A 20,647-nucleotide genomic window follows, 5' to 3' on the forward strand; every position below is an offset into this window, starting at 1 on the left:
AATAATTTAAAGAGAAGTTAACACCTTGACTTCTAATTGTCCGTTTTTAAAATTTTTAATGTAGGGACGCAAGAAATGAATTTGAATCTTAAAGTATTTAATCCGTTTATCGGTAAATTTTTCGCGTGGAAACAGGTATATTTGATTGGTGTCTGTGAAGTTACTAAGGTCAGGATTAGGAATTTGGTTATTTTTAGTGGCTTCCATGTATCGCTCGTTTAGCTTAATTAAGAAAAAATACTCCTGATCGTTTCCAACAATACAATATTTTTTTTCGTTAATTTCTAGCAGGGGCAAATAAGTATTGGGGAAAAAGAGACGTTTCATGAAAGGGACAATTAGTTTAAACAGCAGGTGAAACGAGGCTAGGAATAAGACGAGCACGATTAGCAGTAAACAAAGACAAATAATACTAATTAGTACAATTCCAATTACCGTGGGTAAACGGAGAAAAATGGGAAGACACGAAATCAGAATCAAGAAAAACAAACGGAGCAAATAATAGGAATAAAAGTAATTTAGTAGGGGAATCAAAACAATCGAAATGGCTAAGACAAACAAAAAGGTCACATCTTGTTTATGGTAAAGAACATTAATGAGTTTGATGGGATTGCTTAGTGACACATTATGCGTTTCTGAATTTTTATAGTTGTTGTAAAATTTCAGGACTGAGATTACCGGTGTCAGAATGGCAAAAATTGAAAAAATAGTAAATGAATTATTGAAAACGACTTTAACGAGATTCACTAAGTTAGCTTTAATTACGCTTAACGGATCGACGGGAATATATTTGCCACTAGCAAATCCATAAATAATGATGATGTAGGGAACAATCATGAGCAAAATCATAATTAAATTGTACAACATGAAATAGATGGCAAAGTGATTATTTAATTTGGGTTTACGGATGTTCGAAAACATACCAATCCTCCTTACAGAATTACAATGATTACTAGTCAGTCATTTGTCATTAATTGACGTTAATTAATAATTTTACACTTATCTTTTCGGATAAACCACTGGCCAGTTTTTATCAATAAGACTTAGAAGCCCAAGCAGCCGTTAATTATGTGTATAATGAGAATAGCAAGTATTTTAATGGCAAAGGGGAAGTAGTATGTTTAATTTTCTTATTAGTGTTAATTCATTAGAATTTTTAGCGGTTACGAACATCTTATTGTGGATCATTACTGCTCTGTTATGGGGGATTGACCGCCTTATAAAGAAGCCGGCCCATAAGCTGGCCTGGGCTGATTGTGGGCAAATCTTATGTTTCATTGACACTGTGATTCTGATTTTCAGTATTTGGTTCTATGGAATTATCTTGACGTTAGGATTATCCGTTCCCGACGTAATTTTATTGTTAATTTCCATTTTTGTTTTGGTTGCCGCCTTTATGGGTGGAGTAATCTGGAAATTTTTGAATAAATAGTCTAATTTAACCGACGATAGTTCATGCGTTTGCCTTCCAATTAAAGTTGGAAGGTTTTTTGCTTGCTGTATTTAATTTGACACTTAGAAAAAATTGCAATATGCTTTGTTAGAATTTCATTGCACGTTGGTTGTGATGAAAGCTTATATATAGTAGAAAAGTGACGAGGGATAAATTGAATGGCCACTAAAACAACGACAAAAAAGAAAACAACCAAACGAAAACGGAGTACCACTAAAAAGAAATTAGTCATCGTGGAGTCTCCAGCTAAGGCAAAAACGATTAGCAAGTATCTCGGCCGGACTTACAGCGTCATCGCTAGTAAAGGTCACATCCGGGATTTACCGAAAAGTCGGATGGGAATTGAAATTGATAATGATTTTACGCCTGATTACATTTCCATTCGGGGTAAGGGTGATACCATTAAAACTTTGAAAGCCGAAGCCAAAAAGGCGAAGGAAGTCTTTCTGGCATCTGACCCGGACCGGGAAGGAGAAGCGATTGCTTGGCACGTGGCGCATATCCTCAACCTGGATGTTAACGACCATAACCGCGTAACCTTTAATGAAATTACGAAGGAAACCGTCAAGGATGCGTTTAAACATCCCCGTACGATTGATATGAATCTGGTGAATGCCCAACAAGCACGTCGGATCATTGACCGCCTCGTGGGTTACTCAATTTCCCCCATTTTATGGAAAAAGGTGAAGAAGGGGCTAAGTGCTGGACGAGTACAATCGGTTGCTCTGTGGATTATCATTCAACGAGAGCGAGAAATTCAAAAATTCCAACCAGAAGAATACTGGACCATTGATGGGGTCTTTAAAAAGGGACGTTCTCAATTCAAGGCGAGCTTCTACGGGTTAGACGGAAAAAAAACGGCGTTGAAAAACAATGACGCGGTTCAGGCAGTCTTGAGCCGGATTGATCCGAAGGATGACTTTACCATCACTGACGTAAAAAAACGGGAAAAGAAACGACAACCACCTCGCCCCTTTACCACCAGTACGTTACAGCAGGATGCCAACAAAAAGCTCCGGTTTCGGACCGGTCGAACCATGATGGCAGCGCAACAACTTTATGAAGGAATTAACATTGGTAAAGAGGGTAGCCAAGGATTAATCACTTACATGCGGACGGATTCCACCCGAATTTCTGCCGGAGCTAAGCACGAGGCGGCCACCTTCTTACACGAAAATTATGGAGCAGAGTATGCAGCTAACCATCCGCGTAAGGGTAAATTACCCGAAGGAGCGCAGGATGCACACGAAGCGGTTCGACCAACGTCCGTGTTGCGGACGCCCAAATCGATTGAAAAGTATCTAACTAAGGATCAGTACAAGTTATACAATTTGATTTGGAGCCGGTTTGTGGCGAGTCAGATGACCCCGGCAATCGTGGATACCGAAACGGTTACCATTGACCAAAATGGTGTGAACTATCGCGCTAATGGATCAAAGCTCAAGTTTGAAGGATATCTAAAGGTTTATGCCGCCGGCAAAGAAAAGGATAACGTTTTACCGGATTTAAAACCGAATGACAGCGTTCGCTTAGTTAACAATCAACCGGATCAGCATTTTACCCAGCCGCCAGCTCGCTATACAGAAGCAGCTTTGATTAAAACGTTAGAAGAAAACGGTGTGGGTCGGCCTTCTACATACGCACCAACGTTAATGACGATTCAAAAACGTTATTACGTTAAGCTGGAAGCTCGCCGCTTTGTGCCAACTGAATTGGGAGAAATTGTCGATAAACTGATTGAAGAGTACTTCCCAGACATTGTGAACGTAGATTTTACGGCTGACATTGAAGGCCAACTAGATGAAATTGAAGAGGCCAAGCGGAAATGGGTGGCGGTAGTGAACGAATTTTACCAACCATTTTCCAAAGAAGTTAGTCATGCTGAAAAGGAAATGGAAGACGTCCAAATTAAAGAGCCACTGGCTGGCTTTAACTGTGAAATCTGTGGGGCTCCGATGGTCGAAAAAATGGGGAAGTATGGAAAATTCTTTGCTTGTTCCCGTTTCCCAGATTGTCGCAATACCCAAACCATTGTGAAAGAAATTGGGGTTACTTGTCCTAAGTGTCATCAGGGCCAGGTAATTGAGCGCAAGACTAAGAAAAAACGGACCTTTTATGGTTGTTCCCGTTATCCTGATTGTGACTTTGTTTCATGGGATAAACCGGTGGGTCGTGATTGTCCCAAGTGTCACCACTTCCTGGTCAACAAAAAGGTCCGCGGTGGTTGGCAAATTCTGTGCCCCAATGGCGATTATGAAGAAAGTATCATTAAATAAACTAACAAAGGCGGTTCCTCGCGAACCAGCCTTTTTTGTAATGGAGGTGCGCCATGCAACCCAAGAAAACGAATCAAGAATTAATCGTGTTGTTTGAACGCTATCTAGATGGTGAACGACAGTATTCTCATTTGACCATCCGCGCTTATCGCGATGACTTGGACCAATTTGAGAATTTCTTACAGACAACGGGGAAGAGCATTTCCTTTACCAAGGTTGAACCATTCGATGTGGAGGTCTATTTGAGTGAGTTACATGATCAAGGAGACGGAACCAATACGGTGGCTCGCAAGGTTTCAGCGCTAAGTTCATTCTATAATTTTTTGGTCAATAATCGGTTAACCGCAGAAAATCCGTTTCGCTACGTCCAAATCAAACGGCAGCAACCCCGCTTACCTCGGTTTTTCTACGATCAGGAACTGAATAAATTGTTTGCGACGGCTAAACAAAATCCAAAGCCAGAATTAGCCGAGCGGGATACGGTGTTATTAGAAGTTTTGTATGGCACCGGAATTCGAGTGAGTGAATGTGCTAAGCTCACTTTACGCCAAATTGATTTAGACAATAATATGATGTTAGTCCACGGAAAGGGAAATAAGGATCGTTATTTACCCTTTGGTAGGTATGCCCATGAAGCAATTGAAACCTTTGTACACCGGGGTCGTCAGACGTTAATGCAAAAAACGCACCAGAATCATGATTATCTGATGGTCGATTATCGGGGGTTGCCGTTAACGGATCGGGGGATTGAATATGCGTTAAACCAGGTTATGAAACGAAGTGGTTTACACAGCAGCATCCATCCCCATATGTTGCGGCACTCCTTTGCTACCCAAATGCTAAATAACGGGGCTGATTTACGAACGGTTCAGGAATTGTTAGGGCACAGTAACCTAGCTACGACTCAAATTTATACGCACGTTACTAAGGAAAAATTACTCCAAAACTATCAACAGTTCTTTAAGCGGGATTAATCGGCAAAGATAATTCTTTTTTATTCGCTCCAATTATTATAGAATTGAACTAAGTAGACCCAAGAACGACTCAAAGGGATAAAATAAATTAAATTGGAGCGAGAATCATGACTGTTGAATTACGTAATGACCAATTGACCATTAAGATCGATGAACTCGGGGCAGAATTGACCTCCGTGGTTCGTGCTGGTCACGAGTACATTTGGAATGCTGATCCGGCTCACTGGAAACGCCATGCTCCAATTTTATTTCCGATTGTGGGAAAACTAAAAAATAATCAGTATCAATATCAGGGACAAACCTATCGGATGTTTCAGCACGGTTTTGCTAGAGATCAGCAGTTTCAAGTGATTAGTAAAACGGCTGATCAAGCGGTCTTTTTACTAGAACCAAATGATGAAACCAAGGAAATGTATCCCTTCGACTTTGAATTAGTGGTTAGTTATACTCTGCGCCATGCTCACGTGGAGGTGCAAATGACGGTTCTCAATGCGAGTGAGTCAGACGAGCTACTGTACGCAATCGGGGCTCATCCAGGCTTTCGGGTTCCCTTAGAAAAAGACGTCACACCGGCAACGTTGACGGTTACACCAGCGACTGCATACCAGCGAATTAAACTAGGTACGGACGGTTTAACTAAAACGGAACAAACAACCGATTTATTTCAACAACCGGTTTCATTACAACATTCACTATTTCAGGATGACGCCCAAATTCTTAACGTGAAAATGAATCCAAAGACGGAAGTTACCATTGCTGCCACTGATCATAAGTGGGGGGTCACCTTAACTGGGATTCACAATGACTACCTAGGGATTTGGTCCACGTATCCACCGGTTTCCAACTTTGTCTGCTTGGAACCGTGGTGGGGAGTTGCTGATTCTGAAACGGTTTCTGGTAATTTAGCGGATAAGCCTGACATTCGTAAGTTACGGCCAGGGGCTAAAAAGACGTTTGAATTTCAGTTGAAATTTTTCTAACTAAAAAAGGACTTCGAAGTGGAAGTCACAGCGGAATATCAGTTTAGTTCTGATTTGCTGGACTTGCGGACTCGGTCCTTTTTTATTATGTTATTTTTTCTGTTGTCTTGCTTTTTTGGATTGTAAATACCAGTAGTATAATCCAAATGGGAGAATATTTTCGGTTCCGTTCATGATTTTTTTGATGTTATTGCGGTGGCGATAAATGGTAAAGATGGTCAGGACCAATGCTACAATTTGGAGCGCTACGTCAGAAGTAGTTAACGAGACCAGGAAAATAATGATGAACCCCAGAATACTCCCTAAACTCATCATGCTGGTAACAAAGACCGAAGTGAAGGCCGTTACCACTGCGATTAAGAAGAACCCAAAGTTGTAGGCCATCAACATTCCAGCACTAGTAGCCACAGCCTTGCCCCCCTTAAAGTGGTCAAAAATGGAAAAGGTATGGCCCAAGACAGCCATGATGCCAAAAATCAAAGGGTACCAGGAATGAATTCCCAGTTGCATTGGTAACCAGGTCGCTAGCCATCCCTTTCCGATGTCTAATAGCATCACAATGGTTCCAGCCACGGGCCCCAAAACTCGCAGGGTATTGGTGGCCCCAATGTTTTTAGAGCCGTGCCGCCGGATATCAACGTGAAAAAAAAGCTTCCCAATCCAAATTCCATTGGGAATGGAGCCTAACAAATAGGCAATAATTAAAAGTAGCACTATTTTAACCATTTTTCCTCCTGCTTTGAAAAAACCAACAACCGTTATTTTAGCATTTATTCTAACAAGAAAACAGCACCACTGATTAACAGCTGACCTCGATTGTTGCAATCCCAGTTAAATCGGGTATGATGAGAATGGCAAAAAAAGGAGTAATGAACGATGACGAAAAAAAAGGAAACCCAAGCTTATGATGCTTCCTCAATTCAAGTTTTACATGGTTTAGAAGCCGTCCGCAAACGGCCCGGAATGTACATCGGCTCGACCGATAGCCGGGGACTCCATCATTTAGTTTATGAAATTGTTGATAATGCCGTTGATGAGGCTATTGCCGGTTACGGTGATGCCATTAATGTCACAATTAATGCTGATAATAGTATTACCGTTGAAGACCACGGTCGGGGGATGCCGGTTGAGATGCACGCATCTGGTAAACCGACTCCAGAAGTAATTCTGACGGTCCTGCACGCTGGGGGTAAATTTGGCCAGGGTGGCTATAAAACTTCTGGAGGACTGCATGGGGTTGGTTCGAGTGTTGTGAACGCTTTATCAACTAAGCTCACGGTTCAAATCGTCCGGGACCATCAGTTGTACGAAGAACAATTCGTGGATGGTGGTCAACCGGTGGGAACTTTGAAGAAACTGGGAAAGACCACGAAGCCCACGGGAACCACAATTACATTTAAACCGGATCCGACGATTTTTACCACGGTGGTTTATAACTTCGATACGTTAGCAACCCGCTTAAGGGAGGCTGCCTTTTTATTAAAGGGGGTTAAAATTACCCTTACTGATAAACGAGCGGGACAAGAACGTCAAGAAGTTTATCAATTTGATGAAGGAATTAAAGAGTTTGTTACGTATTTAAATGAAAGCAAGAGCACTTTAGGTCCAGTGATGGATTTTGATACCACTAAGGATGGAATCGAAGTGGAAGTTGCCGCACAATACAACGATGGTTACACAGAAACGATGATTTCCTTTGTTAACAACGTACGGACTAATGACGGGGGAACCCATGAAGCTGGGTTTCGGAGTGGTTGGACGAAGGCGATGAACGAATACGCGCGTAAGGTCGGATTATTAAAGGAAAAAGATAAAAATCTGGACGGATCTGATGTGCGAGAAGGTCTCACAGCAGTGATTTCTTTGCGGGTTCCAGAAGAGGATTTACAATTTGAAGGGCAAACCAAAGGTAAACTAGGGACCCCAGCGGCTCGGTCAATTGTAGACAGCGTGATTTCAGAACAACTGGTCTATTTTTTGATGGAGAACGGGGATTTTGCAAATACCTTAGTCCAAAAAGCCTTGCGAGCTCGTAAAGCGCGAGAAGCCGCTAAAAAAGCTCGTGATGAAAGCCGACGCGGAAAAAAGAAGAAAAAAAGTGAACGGTTGTTATCCGGGAAGTTAACTCCAGCCCAGTCTAAGGATGCCAGTAAAAACGAGTTATTCCTTGTCGAAGGGGATTCAGCGGGTGGATCTGCTAAACAGGGACGAGACCGGAAACACCAGGCGATTTTACCGTTACGAGGGAAGGTTTTGAATACCGAAAAAGCCAGCGTTACGGACATTTTAAAGAACGAAGAAATCAGTACGATTATGTACACGGTTGGGGCTGGCATGGGGAGTGACTTTTCGCTTTCAGATGCCAACTACGATAAGATTATCATCATGACGGACGCGGATGATGATGGGGCCCACATTCAAATCTTGTTACTGACGTTCTTTTACAAGTACATGCGCCCGATGATTGAAGCTGGTCGAGTTTACGTGGCGTTGCCGCCGTTGTACAAGTTGCAAGCTGGTAAAGGCAAACAGACCAAGGTTGAGTACGCCTGGACCAATGAAGAACTTGAACGCTTACGTCCTGATTTTCCTAAGGGAATGACATTGCAACGCTTTAAAGGGCTCGGAGAAATGAACGCGGACCAGTTGTGGGAAACTACGATGGATCCAGACCACCGGACCTTAATTCGGGTCCAAATTGATGATGCGGCGATGGCCGAAAAACAGGTTTCGACTTTAATGGGAACTAAGGTGGAACCGCGGAGAAATTGGATTGAAAGTAACGTTCAATTTACCTTAGAAGATGAAGGTAGTATCTTAGATAAAACTTTGGATTAGAAGGTGAACAAATGGCAAAGCATGCCGAAATTAAAGACTTATCGTTAGCATCTGTCATGGATGAACGCTTTAGTCGTTATTCCAAGGCCATCATTCAAGAACGAGCCTTACCAGACGTTCGTGATGGGTTAAAACCGGTCCAACGTCGGATTTTGTATTCCATGAATAAGGATGGCAATACTTACGATAAGGGCTTTCGGAAGTCGGCTAAATCAGTCGGAAACGTCATGGGGAATTTTCACCCCCACGGTGATAGTTCCATCTATGATGCCATGGTTCGGATGAGTCAGGATTGGAAACTGCGGGCGCCCTTAATTGATATGCACGGAAATAATGGTTCGATGGATGGTGATCCGCCGGCAGCCATGCGGTATACAGAAGCACGTTTGAGTAAGATTGCGGGCGAAATGCTGCGTGACATCGATAAAGATACGGTCAGTTGGGTTTTAAACTTTGACGATACCGAATCCGAACCGACTGTGTTACCAGCCCGGATTCCCAACCTACTGGTAAACGGAGCTACCGGGATTTCGGCTGGATACGCGACGGAAATTCCGCCGCACAATCTGAGTGAAGTCGTGGATGCCTTGATTTACTTACAAGCGCATCCAGATGCGACGTTAGATCAACTGATGCAGTTCATTCAGGGCCCAGATTTCCCAACTGGTGGAATTGTTCAAGGGTTAGATGGCATTAAGCAGGCTTATGAAACGGGGCACGGTCGGGTTGTGATTCGTTCCCGTTCTACCATTAGTGAGATGCGTGGTGGCAAGAAACTAGTACAGGTCACAGAAATTCCGTACGAAGTAAATAAAGCCCAACTTGTGAAGCAAATTGACGAAATTCGGTTAAACAAAAAAATTGAAGGAATTGCCGAAGTCCGAGATGACTCAGACCGTTCCGGCTTAATGATTTCAATTGAATTAAAACGAAACGTGGATGAACGTGGGATTTTAAACTATCTGTATAAAAATACGGACCTGCAAATTTCATATAACTTTAACGTGGTCGCCATCAAGGACATGCGGCCCGAACGGTTATCGTTAAAAGACATTTTAGACACTTATTTGGCTTATCAGCGTTCCGTGTTAACCAAACGAACCCAGTTTGATTTGAAAAAGGCGCAAGATCGTCAACACATTGTTTTAGGGCTGATTAAAGCCTTATCGATTTTAGACCAAGTTATTAAAACGATTCGAGCTAGTCAAAATCGAAAAAACGCTCGCGATAACCTAGTTACCACCTATGACTTTACCGAGAAACAGGCGGATGCCATCGTTGCTTTACAATTGTACCGGTTAACGAATACTGATGTGACTAAGTTAAATGAAGAAAATGCGGATTTAGCGGCGCAAATTGCAGAGTATGAAACCATTTTGGCAGACCCAAGTGAACTAGATCGGGTGTTGAAACAAGAATTACAGGAAATTGCTGCAGAATACAAAACGCCACGACGGTCGACCATCCAACCAGAGATTGAAAGCTTAAACATTAGTAAGCAGGTAACCGTTCCGGATGAACAAGTAATGGTGCTCGTTTCGCGTGATGGTTATTTGAAACGAACCAGTTTACGTTCCTTTGGCGCCACTGATTTAACGGATAATGGTTTAAAAGAGGATGATCATCCAGTTTTTATCCAGCAACTTAGTACCCGGGACTCGATTTACATTTTCACTGACGGCGGTAACTTGATTTATCGGCCTGTGCATGAAATTGAAGATAGTAAATGGAAAGATACTGGGGAACATATTTCCCAGTTAACTGGATTGCAGCCAACCGAAAAAGTAATTACGGTCCAAGCCTTTGGCTCTCTGAAGCAAACTGGAAACTTTGTGATTGCTACGCGGGCTGGACACATTAAACAGGTTGAATTTGCCAAGTTACTGCCGGGACGAACCTACCGCAGTCGAGCAATGATGTTTACCAAGTTAAAAGATGAGTTAGATGCCGTCGTTAACGTAACTTATTTAGAACCAAACGAAACTCAGGACGTTTTAATCATGACGGAACAAGGGCTCGGGTTAAGATATGCACTGGATGAGGTATCCAGTAACGGACCGCGGACCGTAGGAGTCAAAGCCATTAATTTAGGTTCAGACGATCATGTAATCAATGCTCAGCTTGTGCAAGAGACTGATGACTTAGCAATGGTCTTTCAAAATGGTAATTTCAAAAAAATGCAAGTGGTTGATATTCCACAAACTGCTAGGGCTCGAAAAGGAATTAAGGTACTCCGCGATTTAAAGACTAAACCAAATTTGCTGGCGGACTTCATGTGCTTAGATTCCGCCGAATCCATGATTCGAGTTTATACGGACACGCGCCATGCGCAAGATGTATTCGTGGCTGATTATCAAGTAGCCCCGAGAACGTCGAACGGGTCGAAGCTCCTGGATGTTACTAAAGATGGAACTCCGGTCCTATTAGCGAATATTCCAGAAACACAGTTTGTCGAGGAGTAGGGTAAGTTTAGCGACCCTCAGGGAACAAAATATGGTAAAGTAAAAGTAGCAGGTGAATAAAGGAGATTTTTTCATGACAAAAGAATTAGTTTTTGGCCATCAAAATCCAGATACAGATGCAATTGCAGCGGCGATTGCATTAGCATACTTAGAAAAACAAGATGGCTATGATACAGAAGCAGTTGCATTGGGATCAGTTAACCCTGAAACGCAGTTTGTCTTAGATTACTTCGGCGTTAAAGCCCCCCGTGTGGTAGAACACGCCAAGCCAGAAACAGATTTGGTAATGTTGGTTGATCACAACGAACCCCAACAAAGTATCGCAGATATCGCTGATTTAACGGTTACTCACGTAGTTGATCACCACCGGATTAACGGATTTGATACTTCCAAACCCCTTTACTACAGAGCTGCACCTTACGGTTGTTGTTCAACAATCATTACCCAAATGTTTTCAGAAGAAGGGGTTACGATTCCTAAGGAAATTGCGGGATTAATGATGTCAGCGATTATTTCTGATACGTTACTCTTAAAGTCACCAACCACAACTGACGTTGATCGCGATGCCTTACAAGCATTGGCTGAAATTGCTGGAGTTGATAACTATGAAGACTACGGCGTGCAAATGCTGAAAGCAGGAACGAACGTGGATGCTAAATCAGCAGAAGAATTAATTGATAGTGATGCGAAGTCCTTCACCCTGGGTGGTAAAAACGTTCGAATTGATCAAATTAACGTGGTTGATTTAGAAGACGTTAATAAGCGTTTATCTGAAATCAAGCAAGCGATGGAAGTGGAAGCTCAAAGCGAAAACTATGATTTATTCTTAGTCTTGGTTACGAACGTCTTAACCAGTAATTCAGAACTAATTACGGTAGGAGAACCAAAGGACGTAGTTGCCCAAGCCTTTAACAACCAATTTGACGAAAACGATGTAATGAATTTACCTGGCGTTGTTTCCAGAAAGAAACAAGTCGTTCCGCCATTAACCACGCAATTAGAAGCAAATAACTAATTTACCCGAATAGCCGGATCGTTTGGATTCGGCTATTTTTTAATTGTGAGCAATATATTTGCAATTGATGGATATATCATTAGAATAAAGGTTAGTAAATGTCAAGGAGGAATTTGTGATGAACAAAGATGAATTAAAGCAAAAATTAACCCCAGAAGAATACGCAGTTACTCAAGAGGCCGCTACGGAACCAGCCTTCACTGGTAAGTACGACCAATTCTTTAAAAAGGGAATATACGTGGATGTTGTGAGTGGAGAACCACTGTTCAGTTCCGCTGATAAGTATGATTCTGGTTGTGGTTGGCCTGCATTCACTAAGCCAATTAAGAAAGAAAACTTAAAGAGCAAAACCGATACTTCCTTTGGCATGATTAGAGAAGAAGTTGAAAGTTCTGACGCCGGTTCCCACTTGGGTCACGTTTTCCCAGATGGCCCTGCCGATAAGGGTGGACTCCGGTATTGCATTAACTCCGCCGCTTTGAAGTTCATTCCGTATGACGAAATGGATGCTGCTGGTTACGGTCAGTACAAGGCTCAAGTTGACGAAAATGGAGGTCCTAACGAATGAAAAAAGAAGAAACAGCAATCTTTGCCGGAGGATGCTTCTGGTGCATGGTCAAACCATTTGAAGAAACTCCGGGAATCATTTCCGTAGTGTCTGGGTATACCGGTGGCCATGTGCCGAACCCAACTTACGAACAGGTTTGCAGCCATACCACCGGTCATACGGAAGCCGTAAAGATTACGTTTGACCCTAGTGTTATTTCTTACAAGGATTTAGTGGAGATTTACTGGCGACAAACGGATCCAACCGATGCCATGGGTCAATTCCAGGACCGTGGTGACAGTTACCGGCCGGTTATCTTTGTGAACAGTCCGGAACAAAGAAAAGTGGCAGAAGCTTCGAAGCAAGCTTTGGAAGAATCAGGCCAGTTTGATGCTCCCATTGTAACTAAGATTGAACCTGCCCAACCATTCTATCCAGCCGAAGACTACCACCAAGATTTCTACAAAAAGAACCCATTACGAGCTCAAATTGAAGAAATGGGTGGTCGTGAACAATTCATCAAAGAACACTGGAAATAATTGATAAACTCCTGTCATCTACTGATGATGGGAGTTTTTTTAAGCTTATTTCGGGTTAAATCCGGACATTATGATTTCTTGGTACCCAATTTCTAAATTTTATCCGAATTAAATTTAAAAAAAGGGTTGCATTATCTCGAATCCATGCTATGATAAATAAAAATTACAAAAGCAAAGCGTTAGTTAGGAAGTAGTAGTCCAAGCGGAAGCCCGCAGTGAGATGTTGGTTAGTGCGAAACATCATGTGGAAGCTTCGATGAACGTCACCTAATTGTTGTATGCGATTGCAAACCATACTGGGTGCTCCCATTACAGAGCCAACGATTCGAAGCTGGATCGTGAGAGATGTTGATTTTTTGGGTCAGCATAATAAAGGTGGTACCGCGTACAAAGCGTCCTTTAGTCAAGGTAAATTGACTAAGGGGCGCTTTTTTTGTTGGCGTAATAAGTTGAAAAGATGGAGGAGTAAAGGAAATGCAGAAAAAATGGTGGAAGTGGTTGTTACTGACCATCATGCTGATTGTGGGAATCAGCGTTACCGGTAACAGCGTGCATGCGGATGACTCACTGCAAAAAGTGAAGGATAAGGGAGTATTAACGGTGGCAACCTCGCCCGATTATCCTCCGTTTGAGTTTCAGGTTAACCAGCACGGCCATTCCAAGGACGTTGGAATGGACATTGAGTTAGCCAAACAAATTGCTAAGGATTTAGGAGTGAAGCTTCAGATTAAGAATATGGATTTTAACTCCCTCTTAGTGGCCATTCAGACCGGGAAGGCTGACATGGCCATTGGTGGAATTAATCCTTCTCCAGAACGGAAACAAAATGCGGATTTTTCCCAGATTTATTACTACGGGGGTGAATCATTTTTAATCAATAAAGCAGATACAGAAAAGTTGAAAAATCAAGCTGCTCTAAAGGGATTAAAAGTGGGAACCCAAACCGGATCCATGCAACAAAGTTTGGCCAAAAAGAATTTAAATGGTACCAAAGTGGTCACCATGGATAAAAATACCGATTTAATTCTGGCTTTAAAAACTCACAAAGTTGATGCCGTGGGAGTAGAAACCCCCGTAGCGCAAGCTTACGTGCAAAATGATCCGGACCTCAAAATGGTTAAAGCTAACTATCACTTAAACAAACAGGATACTGGTTCTGCGGTGGCCTTACCGAAGGGCGCCACGACTTTACAAACGGCTGTGAATCAGTCAATTGACAAAGCCAAAGCCCAGCACTTGATGCCTCAGTATCTAAAAAAAGCCGGTAAGTATATGAAGGTTAACACCGCTGATACATCGATGATGCATTACTGGAAGTACTTCTTTAACGGGTTAAAGTACACGCTGTTAATTTCTGTCTGTGCCGTTGCGGGTGGAATTATCCTGGGAATCATATTAGCCCTGATGCGGTTGAGTAATTTTAAGTGGCTGAGTTGGCCCGCCGTTAGTTACGTCGAAGTGGTCCGTGGCACTCCGATGATGGTGCAAGTGCTCCTAGTATACTTTGGTCTGGGAGTGTTAGTTAATATTCCGGCCCTTCCGGCTGGGATGATTGCGGTGACTTTAAACAGTGCTGCCTATGTCAGTGAAATCATCCGGGGTGGAATCAACTCCGTTGCCAAGGGGCAAAAGGAAGCGGCCAAGAGTCTCGGCTTATCCAAAACTGATGCATTACGTTTCATTGTTTTACCCCAAGCCTTTAAGAACATCTGGCCAGCCCTTGGAAATGAATTTATTTCGGTCATCAAGGAAAGTTCGATTGTCTCGATTATCGGAGTTACGGATTTAGTTTACGAACTAAACGTCGTAAGGGCTGATACCTACCGAGGAGTGGCGCCCATTGTCGTGGTAATGGCCATCTACTTCATCATTACCTTTACGCTAACCAGACTATTAAATTACATGGAAAGAAGAATGAAACACGATTAAACGGAGGAGGAACTAGCGATGCAGAAAAAATGGCTCAAGTGGTTCTTGGTCATGGTAACGGTTGTGTTAGGGAGCACCCTGGCTAAAGCAACCGTCCATGCTGATGACTCACTGCAAAAAGTGAAAGAACAAGGCGTATTAAAAGTAGCGGTTGCTCCCGATTATCCGCCGTTTGCCTTTCAGGTTAACGAACACGGCAAGTCTAAAGACGTGGGAATGGATATTGAAGTGGCGAAACAAATTGCCAAAGACCTCCACGTGAAGCTCCAACTAAAGAACATGGATTTTAACTCCGTCTTAGTAGCCGTTCAAACTGGAAAAGTTGATTTAGCATTAGGAGGAATTAATCCGACTCCCGCCCGGGAACAAAATGCCGATTTTTCTAAAATCTATTACTACGGAGGCCAAAGCTTCCTGATTAACAAAACTGATGCTAACAAGTTAAAGAACCAAAAGAGTTTGAAGGGTGAAAAAGTCGGAACCCAAACTGGTTCGATGCAACAAACCTTAGCCAAAAAGCATTTAACCGATAGTAAGTTAGTTAGCATGGATAAGACCACGGACTTAGTCTTAGCAATCAAGACTCACAAGGTTAACGCTGTGGGAGTGGAAAAGCCAGTGGCGCAGGCCTACGTGGAAAATGATCCGGATTTAAAGATGATTCCCGCTGACTATAAGTTAGACAAGAAAGAAACCGGCTTTGCGATTGCTATGCCGAAGGGAGCTACGACCCTCCAAACGGCTGTGAACCAATCGATGGACAAGATTGCCCAACAACACTTAATTCCACAGTATCTAAAAACGGCCGCTAAGTACATGAAGGTTAACACCGCCAACACTTCGATGTGGCACTACTGGAAGTACTTCTTTGATGGCTTAAAATACACGTTTTTAATTTCTGTTTGTGCGGTTGCTGGCGGAATTATCCTGGGAGTATTGCTAGCCCTGATGCGGTTAAGCAACGTGAAATGGTTAAGTTGGCCCGCCATTAGCTACGTCGAAGTAGTCCGGGGCACTCCGATGATGGTGCAGGTACTATTAGTCTACTTTGGTCTCGGAATTTTGATTAACATTCCTGCATTACCTGCCGGGATTATCGCGGTGACCCTCAATAGTGCCGCTTATGTTAGTGAAATTATCAGAGGAGGAATCAACTCCGTGGCGAAGGGGCAAAAGGAAGCTGCTAAGAGCCTCGGTTTATCAAAGCATGATGCTCTCCGGTTCATTATCCTACCGCAAGCCTTTAAGAACATTTGGCCTGCGCTAGGAAATGAGTTTATCTCAGTTATTAAGGAAAGCTCAATTGTTTCGATTATCGGAGTAACGGACTTGGTTTACGAACTAAACGTCGTGAGAGCTGATACCTATCGGGGAGTTGCTCCCATTGTCGTGGTAATGGCCATCTACTTTATCATCACGTTTACGCTCACAAGACTATTAAATTACTGGGAAGGAAAGATGAAACATGACTAATCCATTGATTAAAATTGACCACATTCAAAAACAATTTGAAAAAAACGAAGTACTAAAGGACATTAACGGAGAAGTAAATAAAGGTGAGGTAGTGTGCATCATTGGACCATCTGGTTCTGGTAAAAGTACCTTATTACGGTGCATTAACCAGTTAGAAACGCCAACTAGCGGAGCGGTTTGGTTCAACGGCAAAGATTTAACTAAGGAAACGGCCCAACAGCTTTCAACGCTAGGTGAATCAATTGGGATGGTATTTCAGAACTTTAACCTGTTCCCCAATCTAACGGTGATTGAAAACCTCACGTTAGCACCAATTCGGGTAAAAAAGATGAGTCAAGCTGAGGCCAAAAAAATTGGAATGAAGTATTTAACTAGAGTTGGTTTGGCAGAAAAGGCGGATGCCTATCCAGCTAGTCTGTCCGGGGGACAACAACAACGGGTGGCCATTGCGCGGGCCCTTTCAATGAATCCGGAAGTGATGCTATTTGACGAACCAACGAGTGCTCTAGATCCAGAAATGGTCGGAGAAGTGCTCCAGGTAATGCAAGAACTGGCGGATGAAAAGATGACCATGATTGTGGTGACTCATGAAATGGGCTTTGCCAAAAAGGTAGCTGATCAAGTCTGGTTTATGGACGGGGGGTACTTATTAGAAAAGGATACGCCCGAGGAAATCTTTGACCATCCGAAAGAGGAACGGACGAAAGACTTCATTAATAAAATTATTGTCGATTAAAAAGCAGAAGGAGGAAATTACAATGGCTCAACCAAAAGTAGTATTAGCATATTCAGGTGGATTAGATACGTCGGTAGCCATCGCTTGGTTAACTGACCAAGGTTACGACGTGGTGGCTTGTTGTGTAAACGTTGGTGAAGAAAAAGACGCGGCAATGTTAGAAGCCAAGGCGCTCAAAACCGGAGCGGTAGCTGCGTACGTAATTGATGCTAAGGATGAATTTGCCGATAACTATTTAACGTTAGCACTACAGGGAAACGTTTTGTATGAAGGAGTTTACCCACTGGTTTCCGCATTATCACGGCCGTTAATCGTGCAGAAGTTAGTGGAAGTTGCTCAGCAAGAAGGGGCGACGGCGATTGCTCATGGTTGTACCGGGAAAGGAAATGATCAGGTGCGGTTTGAAGTTGCCATTCACGCGCTTGCTCCCGACGTTGAAGTCCTTAGTCCCGTTCGGGATTGGCATTGGTCGCGGGAAGAAGAAATTGACTACGCCAAAGAGCATGACATTGAAATCCCAATTAACTTGGATTCGCCATACTCCATTGATGCCAACATCTGGGGTCGGGCTAACGAAGCAGGTGTGTTAGAAGACCCGTGGGTCAGCGCCCCGGCGGATGCCTTTGCGCTGACCAATTCGATTGCGGATGCACCCGATCAACCCACAGAGTTAGTTATTAGCTTTGAACATGGAAAGCCAGTTGCTCTAGATGGTCAGAAAATGGCTTTTGCTCCATTAATTGAAACGCTCAACCAAATTGCGGGAGAAAATGGAGTGGGTCGGATCGACCACATTGAAAACCGATTAGTGGGAATCAAATCGAGAGAAATTTATGAAGCACCGGCAGCGATGGTTTTGATTAAAGCGCATCAAGCATTAGAAAACCTCACCTTGGAACGGGATTTGGCGCACTCCAAGTTAAACATCGAAAAAGAATTGGCCGAATTAATTTACAACGGGCTCTGGTTCTCTCCGTTAATGCAAGCTTTGCAGGCCTTTATTACAAAGAGCCAACAAGTAGTAAATGGAGATGTTCGGCTTAGTCTATACAAAGGCAATATTACCATCCTAGGGCGGCAATCTAACTGGAGCTTGTATGACAAAGATTTGGCTACTTACACCGCTGCTGATTCGTTTGATCAAGAAGCAGCCAAAGGATTCATCAAGTTGTGGGGCTTACCAACCCAAGTAGCGGCTCAGGTAGCACAAAAAGAGGCAGATCATCATGAGTAAAAAGTTATGGGGCGGTCGGTTCCAAGCAGAAACTGATCAACTGGTGGATGAGTTTGGCGCTTCAATCGGTTTTGATCAATTAATGGCCGAAGAAGATTTGTTAGGGTCGTTAGCGCACGTCAAAATGTTAGGCAAGACTGGAATTCTCACTGCAACTGAAGTAGAACAAATTACGGCAGGGTTACATGATTTACAAAATGATTTAGCCGCCGGAAAGCTTCAATTTTCTACGGCTAACGAAGACATTCACATGAATCTGGAAGCATTGCTGACGGAACGAATTGGATCAGTAGCCGGGAAACTTCATACAGCAAGATCGCGGAATGATCAGGTGGCCACCGATTTTCATCTTTACGTTAAGCGGCGGTTACCGCAGGTTCTGACTGCAATCAAACAGCTACAAACGGTTTTATTGCAATTAGCAAGTGAAAACGTCGAAACCGTAATGCCGGGGTATACTCACCTGCAACATGCGCAACCCATTTCATTAGCTCAATCATTTTTAGCCTATTTAAACATGTTGCAACGAGATTACGAACGCTTTGAATTTAACCAAAAACATACGGATTTATTACCGCTTGGTTCAGCAGCTTTGGCTGGAACCACGTTTCCGATTGACCGCGAATTTACGGCTCACGAATTAGGTTTTCAGGCCGTTTACTCTAACTCGTTGGATGCCGTTTCTGATCGGGACTTTGCGCTCGAATTTTTAAGTAATGCTTCGATGCTCATGATGCATCTCTCCCGGTTCTGTGAGGAACTTAGTCTGTGGGTCAGTCAGGAATTTAACTTTGTAGAGTTAAGCGATGCTTACACCACCGGTAGTTCAATCATGCCACAAAAGAAAAATCCAGATATGGTTGAACTAATTCGAGGGAAAATTGGTCGGGTTTACGGTCATCTAATGGGATTGTTAACGACAATGAAGGGACTTCCGTTAGCCTACAATAAGGACTTACAGGAAGATAAAGAAGGCGTTTTTGATACCGCTCATACAATTTTACCAACTCTGAAGATTTTTACCGGAATGCTAAAAACGATGAAAATTAATCGGAAACAAATGTATGCTAGTACGGAAAATGATTATTCCAACGCCACCGAATTAGCTGACTACCTGGCTAACAAGGGTATGCCGTTTCGAGAGGCCCACGGGATTGTCGGCCAGCTGGTGTTTAAAGGCATCCAAGAGCATCGTAATCTGCAGGATATGGCATTAGACGAATTACAAGCTGCTTCACCGTTAATTGAAGCTGATGTTTATCATGAGTTACAGCCAGAGGTAGCCGTAGAACGACGTAATTCATTAGGTGGGACCGGATTTAGATCAATTAAACAGCAAATTGAACAGGCACAACAACTTCTTAATAATGAAGCATAATTAAAAAACTGCTAACTCAATTGAGTTAGCAGTTTTTGTTTGATCTAAAAGTTAACGACTTCGGGAGCATCACGGAAGGATTCAATCACAGCGGAAGTGATGGTGATTTCTAGGACTGCTTGGTTGGTAATGTTATCGTTAAAACCTTGTAAAGCAGTAGTGGAATTTACTAATTCCGTAATGGCTGGTTTGCCTTGGATTACTCGGGCCGTTGCTTGATTAGAAGAGAAGCGCGTCCCCAGTTTGGGATCATATAAGCTGGCGATGGCGACTTGGGGATGATTAACAGCATTTTGAGCTCGTTTTGTTTTGGGATCAGTGACGACGTATAACACATTTTCTTGTTTTTCAGATTGAGTATAAGTAACAATTGAATTACTGATATTACCAGCAGAATCACTGGTAGCAAGATAGAAGTTTCCAGGTAGTTTCGCTAGCACCTGGCTGAATTTGGATTGGGCTGGTTGGTTTTCCCCGCTGGCGGTTTCCCGCTTGGTCATTTTGCGAATGGTCATAATGGTTAGTGGAATGACCAAGACGATGTAGCCAATGATTCCACCAAGCAAAATTAAGAACCAATAACTAGTAAAGAAGTTCCAACCGTAAATTAAACTTCCCAGGATAAAGGAAATTACATAGACAATAAATAGTTCGACGAATCTTTTTAAATACATCAGCGCACCTCATTTAAATTTACTACTATATATTGTAAGTCCTTTAAATGAATTTTGATACTCTGATTAATGAATTAATACAAAAAAGGTAGATGCATTAAATTAATCGCATCTACCTTATTGTTACTTATTAATTGAT

17 protein-coding genes are annotated in these 20,647 nt (G+C 42.8%); 14 read left to right on the forward strand and 3 right to left on the reverse strand.

From position 1 onward, the window contains the following. Positions 1-6 precede the first annotated feature (6 nt). The gene (locus tag M3M37_RS02335) at positions 7-921 is read right to left on the reverse strand and encodes a hypothetical protein (RefSeq protein ID WP_252795556.1); all 915 of its coding nucleotides are present in this window, start codon (positions 919-921) and stop codon (positions 7-9) included. A gap of 196 nt (positions 922-1,117) precedes the next feature. Here M3M37_RS02335 and M3M37_RS02340 point away from each other — a divergent pair, with 196 nt between their 5' ends. The 4 genes from M3M37_RS02340 to M3M37_RS02355 all read left to right on the forward strand — a co-directional run bounded on the left by M3M37_RS02340 (position 1,118) and on the right by M3M37_RS02355 (position 5,683). Further along, the gene (locus M3M37_RS02340) at positions 1,118-1,432 is read left to right on the forward strand and encodes a hypothetical protein (RefSeq protein ID WP_252795557.1); all 315 of its coding nucleotides are present in this window, start codon (positions 1,118-1,120) and stop codon (positions 1,430-1,432) included. Between the two features lie 179 nt (positions 1,433-1,611). After that, positions 1,612-3,729 carry a type I DNA topoisomerase gene (topA, locus tag M3M37_RS02345; RefSeq protein WP_252795558.1) on the forward strand — a complete coding sequence of 706 codons (2,118 nt, stop codon included), beginning with the start codon at positions 1,612-1,614 and terminating at the stop codon, positions 3,727-3,729. A 53-nt stretch (positions 3,730-3,782) separates the two neighbouring features. Then, positions 3,783-4,703 carry a tyrosine recombinase XerC gene (locus M3M37_RS02350; RefSeq protein ID WP_252795559.1) on the forward strand — a complete coding sequence of 307 codons (921 nt, stop codon included), beginning with the start codon at positions 3,783-3,785 and terminating at the stop codon, positions 4,701-4,703. Between the two features lie 107 nt (positions 4,704-4,810). Further along, complete coding sequence (locus tag M3M37_RS02355) at positions 4,811-5,683, forward strand: aldose 1-epimerase family protein (RefSeq protein ID WP_252795560.1); 873 nt, start codon at positions 4,811-4,813, stop codon at positions 5,681-5,683. 90 nt (positions 5,684-5,773) lie between these two features. On the opposite strand, the gene plsY is transcribed toward M3M37_RS02355, so the two are convergent. Further along, positions 5,774-6,409 carry a glycerol-3-phosphate 1-O-acyltransferase PlsY gene (plsY, locus tag M3M37_RS02360; RefSeq protein ID WP_252795561.1) on the reverse strand — a complete coding sequence of 212 codons (636 nt, stop codon included), beginning with the start codon at positions 6,407-6,409 and terminating at the stop codon, positions 5,774-5,776. 150 nt (positions 6,410-6,559) lie between these two features. Between plsY and parE the strand changes: the two genes are divergently transcribed. The 10 genes from parE (at position 6,560) to argH (ending at position 19,834) form a co-directional block, all read left to right on the forward strand. After that, positions 6,560-8,521, forward strand: coding sequence for a DNA topoisomerase IV subunit B (gene parE, locus M3M37_RS02365; RefSeq protein ID WP_252795562.1), 1,962 nt, complete (start codon positions 6,560-6,562; stop codon positions 8,519-8,521). A gap of 11 nt (positions 8,522-8,532) precedes the next feature. Continuing rightward, positions 8,533-10,983, forward strand: coding sequence for a DNA topoisomerase IV subunit A (gene parC, locus M3M37_RS02370; RefSeq protein WP_252795563.1), 2,451 nt, complete (start codon positions 8,533-8,535; stop codon positions 10,981-10,983). A gap of 73 nt (positions 10,984-11,056) precedes the next feature. Next, positions 11,057-11,998 (forward strand): manganese-dependent inorganic pyrophosphatase, encoded by a 942-nt coding sequence (locus tag M3M37_RS02375; protein WP_252795564.1) that lies wholly within the window; start codon positions 11,057-11,059, stop codon positions 11,996-11,998. Between the two features lie 118 nt (positions 11,999-12,116). Further along, complete coding sequence (msrB, locus tag M3M37_RS02380) at positions 12,117-12,566, forward strand: peptide-methionine (R)-S-oxide reductase MsrB (RefSeq protein WP_252767187.1); 450 nt, start codon at positions 12,117-12,119, stop codon at positions 12,564-12,566. After that, entirely contained in the window at positions 12,563-13,084 is a 522-nt protein-coding gene (msrA, locus tag M3M37_RS02385; RefSeq protein WP_252795565.1) for a peptide-methionine (S)-S-oxide reductase MsrA, read from the forward strand. Before msrB ends, msrA begins: the two co-directional genes overlap by 4 nt. A 474-nt stretch (positions 13,085-13,558) precedes the next feature. Beyond that, positions 13,559-15,013, forward strand: coding sequence for an ABC transporter substrate-binding protein/permease (locus tag M3M37_RS02390; protein WP_252795566.1), 1,455 nt, complete (start codon positions 13,559-13,561; stop codon positions 15,011-15,013). Positions 15,014-15,031: 18 nt separating this feature from the next. Then, the gene (locus M3M37_RS02395; protein WP_420842973.1) at positions 15,032-16,486 is read left to right on the forward strand and encodes an ABC transporter substrate-binding protein/permease; all 1,455 of its coding nucleotides are present in this window, start codon (positions 15,032-15,034) and stop codon (positions 16,484-16,486) included. After that, a complete protein-coding gene (locus M3M37_RS02400) occupies positions 16,479-17,222 on the forward strand; it encodes an amino acid ABC transporter ATP-binding protein (RefSeq protein WP_274705549.1) in 744 nt (247 codons plus the stop codon). Before M3M37_RS02395 ends, M3M37_RS02400 begins: the two co-directional genes overlap by 8 nt. Before the next feature lie 22 nt (positions 17,223-17,244). Continuing rightward, on the forward strand, positions 17,245-18,456 hold the full coding sequence (locus tag M3M37_RS02405; protein WP_252795567.1) for an argininosuccinate synthase: 1,212 nt from the start codon (positions 17,245-17,247) through the stop codon (positions 18,454-18,456). Further along, positions 18,446-19,834, forward strand: a complete 1,389-nt coding sequence (argH, locus tag M3M37_RS02410; protein ID WP_252795902.1) for an argininosuccinate lyase — start codon at positions 18,446-18,448, stop codon at positions 19,832-19,834. Before M3M37_RS02405 ends, argH begins: the two co-directional genes overlap by 11 nt. Before the next feature lie 44 nt (positions 19,835-19,878). Here argH and M3M37_RS02415 read toward each other — a convergent pair whose 3' ends face one another. Continuing rightward, on the reverse strand, positions 19,879-20,508 hold the full coding sequence (locus M3M37_RS02415; RefSeq protein ID WP_252795568.1) for a pyridoxamine 5'-phosphate oxidase family protein: 630 nt from the start codon (positions 20,506-20,508) through the stop codon (positions 19,879-19,881). Positions 20,509-20,647 lie beyond the last annotated feature (139 nt).

The sequence above is a fragment of the Fructilactobacillus carniphilus genome (assembly GCF_024029675.1).
Classification (GTDB): domain Bacteria; phylum Bacillota; class Bacilli; order Lactobacillales; family Lactobacillaceae; genus Fructilactobacillus; species Fructilactobacillus carniphilus.

Coding starts and splice junctions, on each gene's coding strand:
- msrB (WP_252767187.1), top strand. CDS start 12,117: ATGAACAAAGATGAATTAAAGCAAAAATTAACCCCAGAAGAATACGCA.
- topA (WP_252795558.1), top strand. CDS start 1,612: ATGGCCACTAAAACAACGACAAAAAAGAAAACAACCAAACGAAAACGG.
- M3M37_RS02355 (WP_252795560.1), top strand. CDS start 4,811: ATGACTGTTGAATTACGTAATGACCAATTGACCATTAAGATCGATGAA.
- M3M37_RS02415 (WP_252795568.1), bottom strand. CDS start 20,508: ATGTATTTAAAAAGATTCGTCGAACTATTTATTGTCTATGTAATTTCC.
- msrA (WP_252795565.1), top strand. CDS start 12,563: ATGAAAAAAGAAGAAACAGCAATCTTTGCCGGAGGATGCTTCTGGTGC.
- M3M37_RS02350 (WP_252795559.1), top strand. CDS start 3,783: ATGCAACCCAAGAAAACGAATCAAGAATTAATCGTGTTGTTTGAACGC.
- M3M37_RS02335 (WP_252795556.1), bottom strand. CDS start 921: ATGTTTTCGAACATCCGTAAACCCAAATTAAATAATCACTTTGCCATC.
- plsY (WP_252795561.1), bottom strand. CDS start 6,409: ATGGTTAAAATAGTGCTACTTTTAATTATTGCCTATTTGTTAGGCTCC.
- M3M37_RS02340 (WP_252795557.1), top strand. CDS start 1,118: ATGTTTAATTTTCTTATTAGTGTTAATTCATTAGAATTTTTAGCGGTT.
- M3M37_RS02390 (WP_252795566.1), top strand. CDS start 13,559: ATGCAGAAAAAATGGTGGAAGTGGTTGTTACTGACCATCATGCTGATT.
- M3M37_RS02405 (WP_252795567.1), top strand. CDS start 17,245: ATGGCTCAACCAAAAGTAGTATTAGCATATTCAGGTGGATTAGATACG.
- M3M37_RS02395 (WP_420842973.1), top strand. CDS start 15,032: ATGCAGAAAAAATGGCTCAAGTGGTTCTTGGTCATGGTAACGGTTGTG.
- parC (WP_252795563.1), top strand. CDS start 8,533: ATGGCAAAGCATGCCGAAATTAAAGACTTATCGTTAGCATCTGTCATG.
- M3M37_RS02400 (WP_274705549.1), top strand. CDS start 16,479: ATGACTAATCCATTGATTAAAATTGACCACATTCAAAAACAATTTGAA.
- M3M37_RS02375 (WP_252795564.1), top strand. CDS start 11,057: ATGACAAAAGAATTAGTTTTTGGCCATCAAAATCCAGATACAGATGCA.
- parE (WP_252795562.1), top strand. CDS start 6,560: ATGACGAAAAAAAAGGAAACCCAAGCTTATGATGCTTCCTCAATTCAA.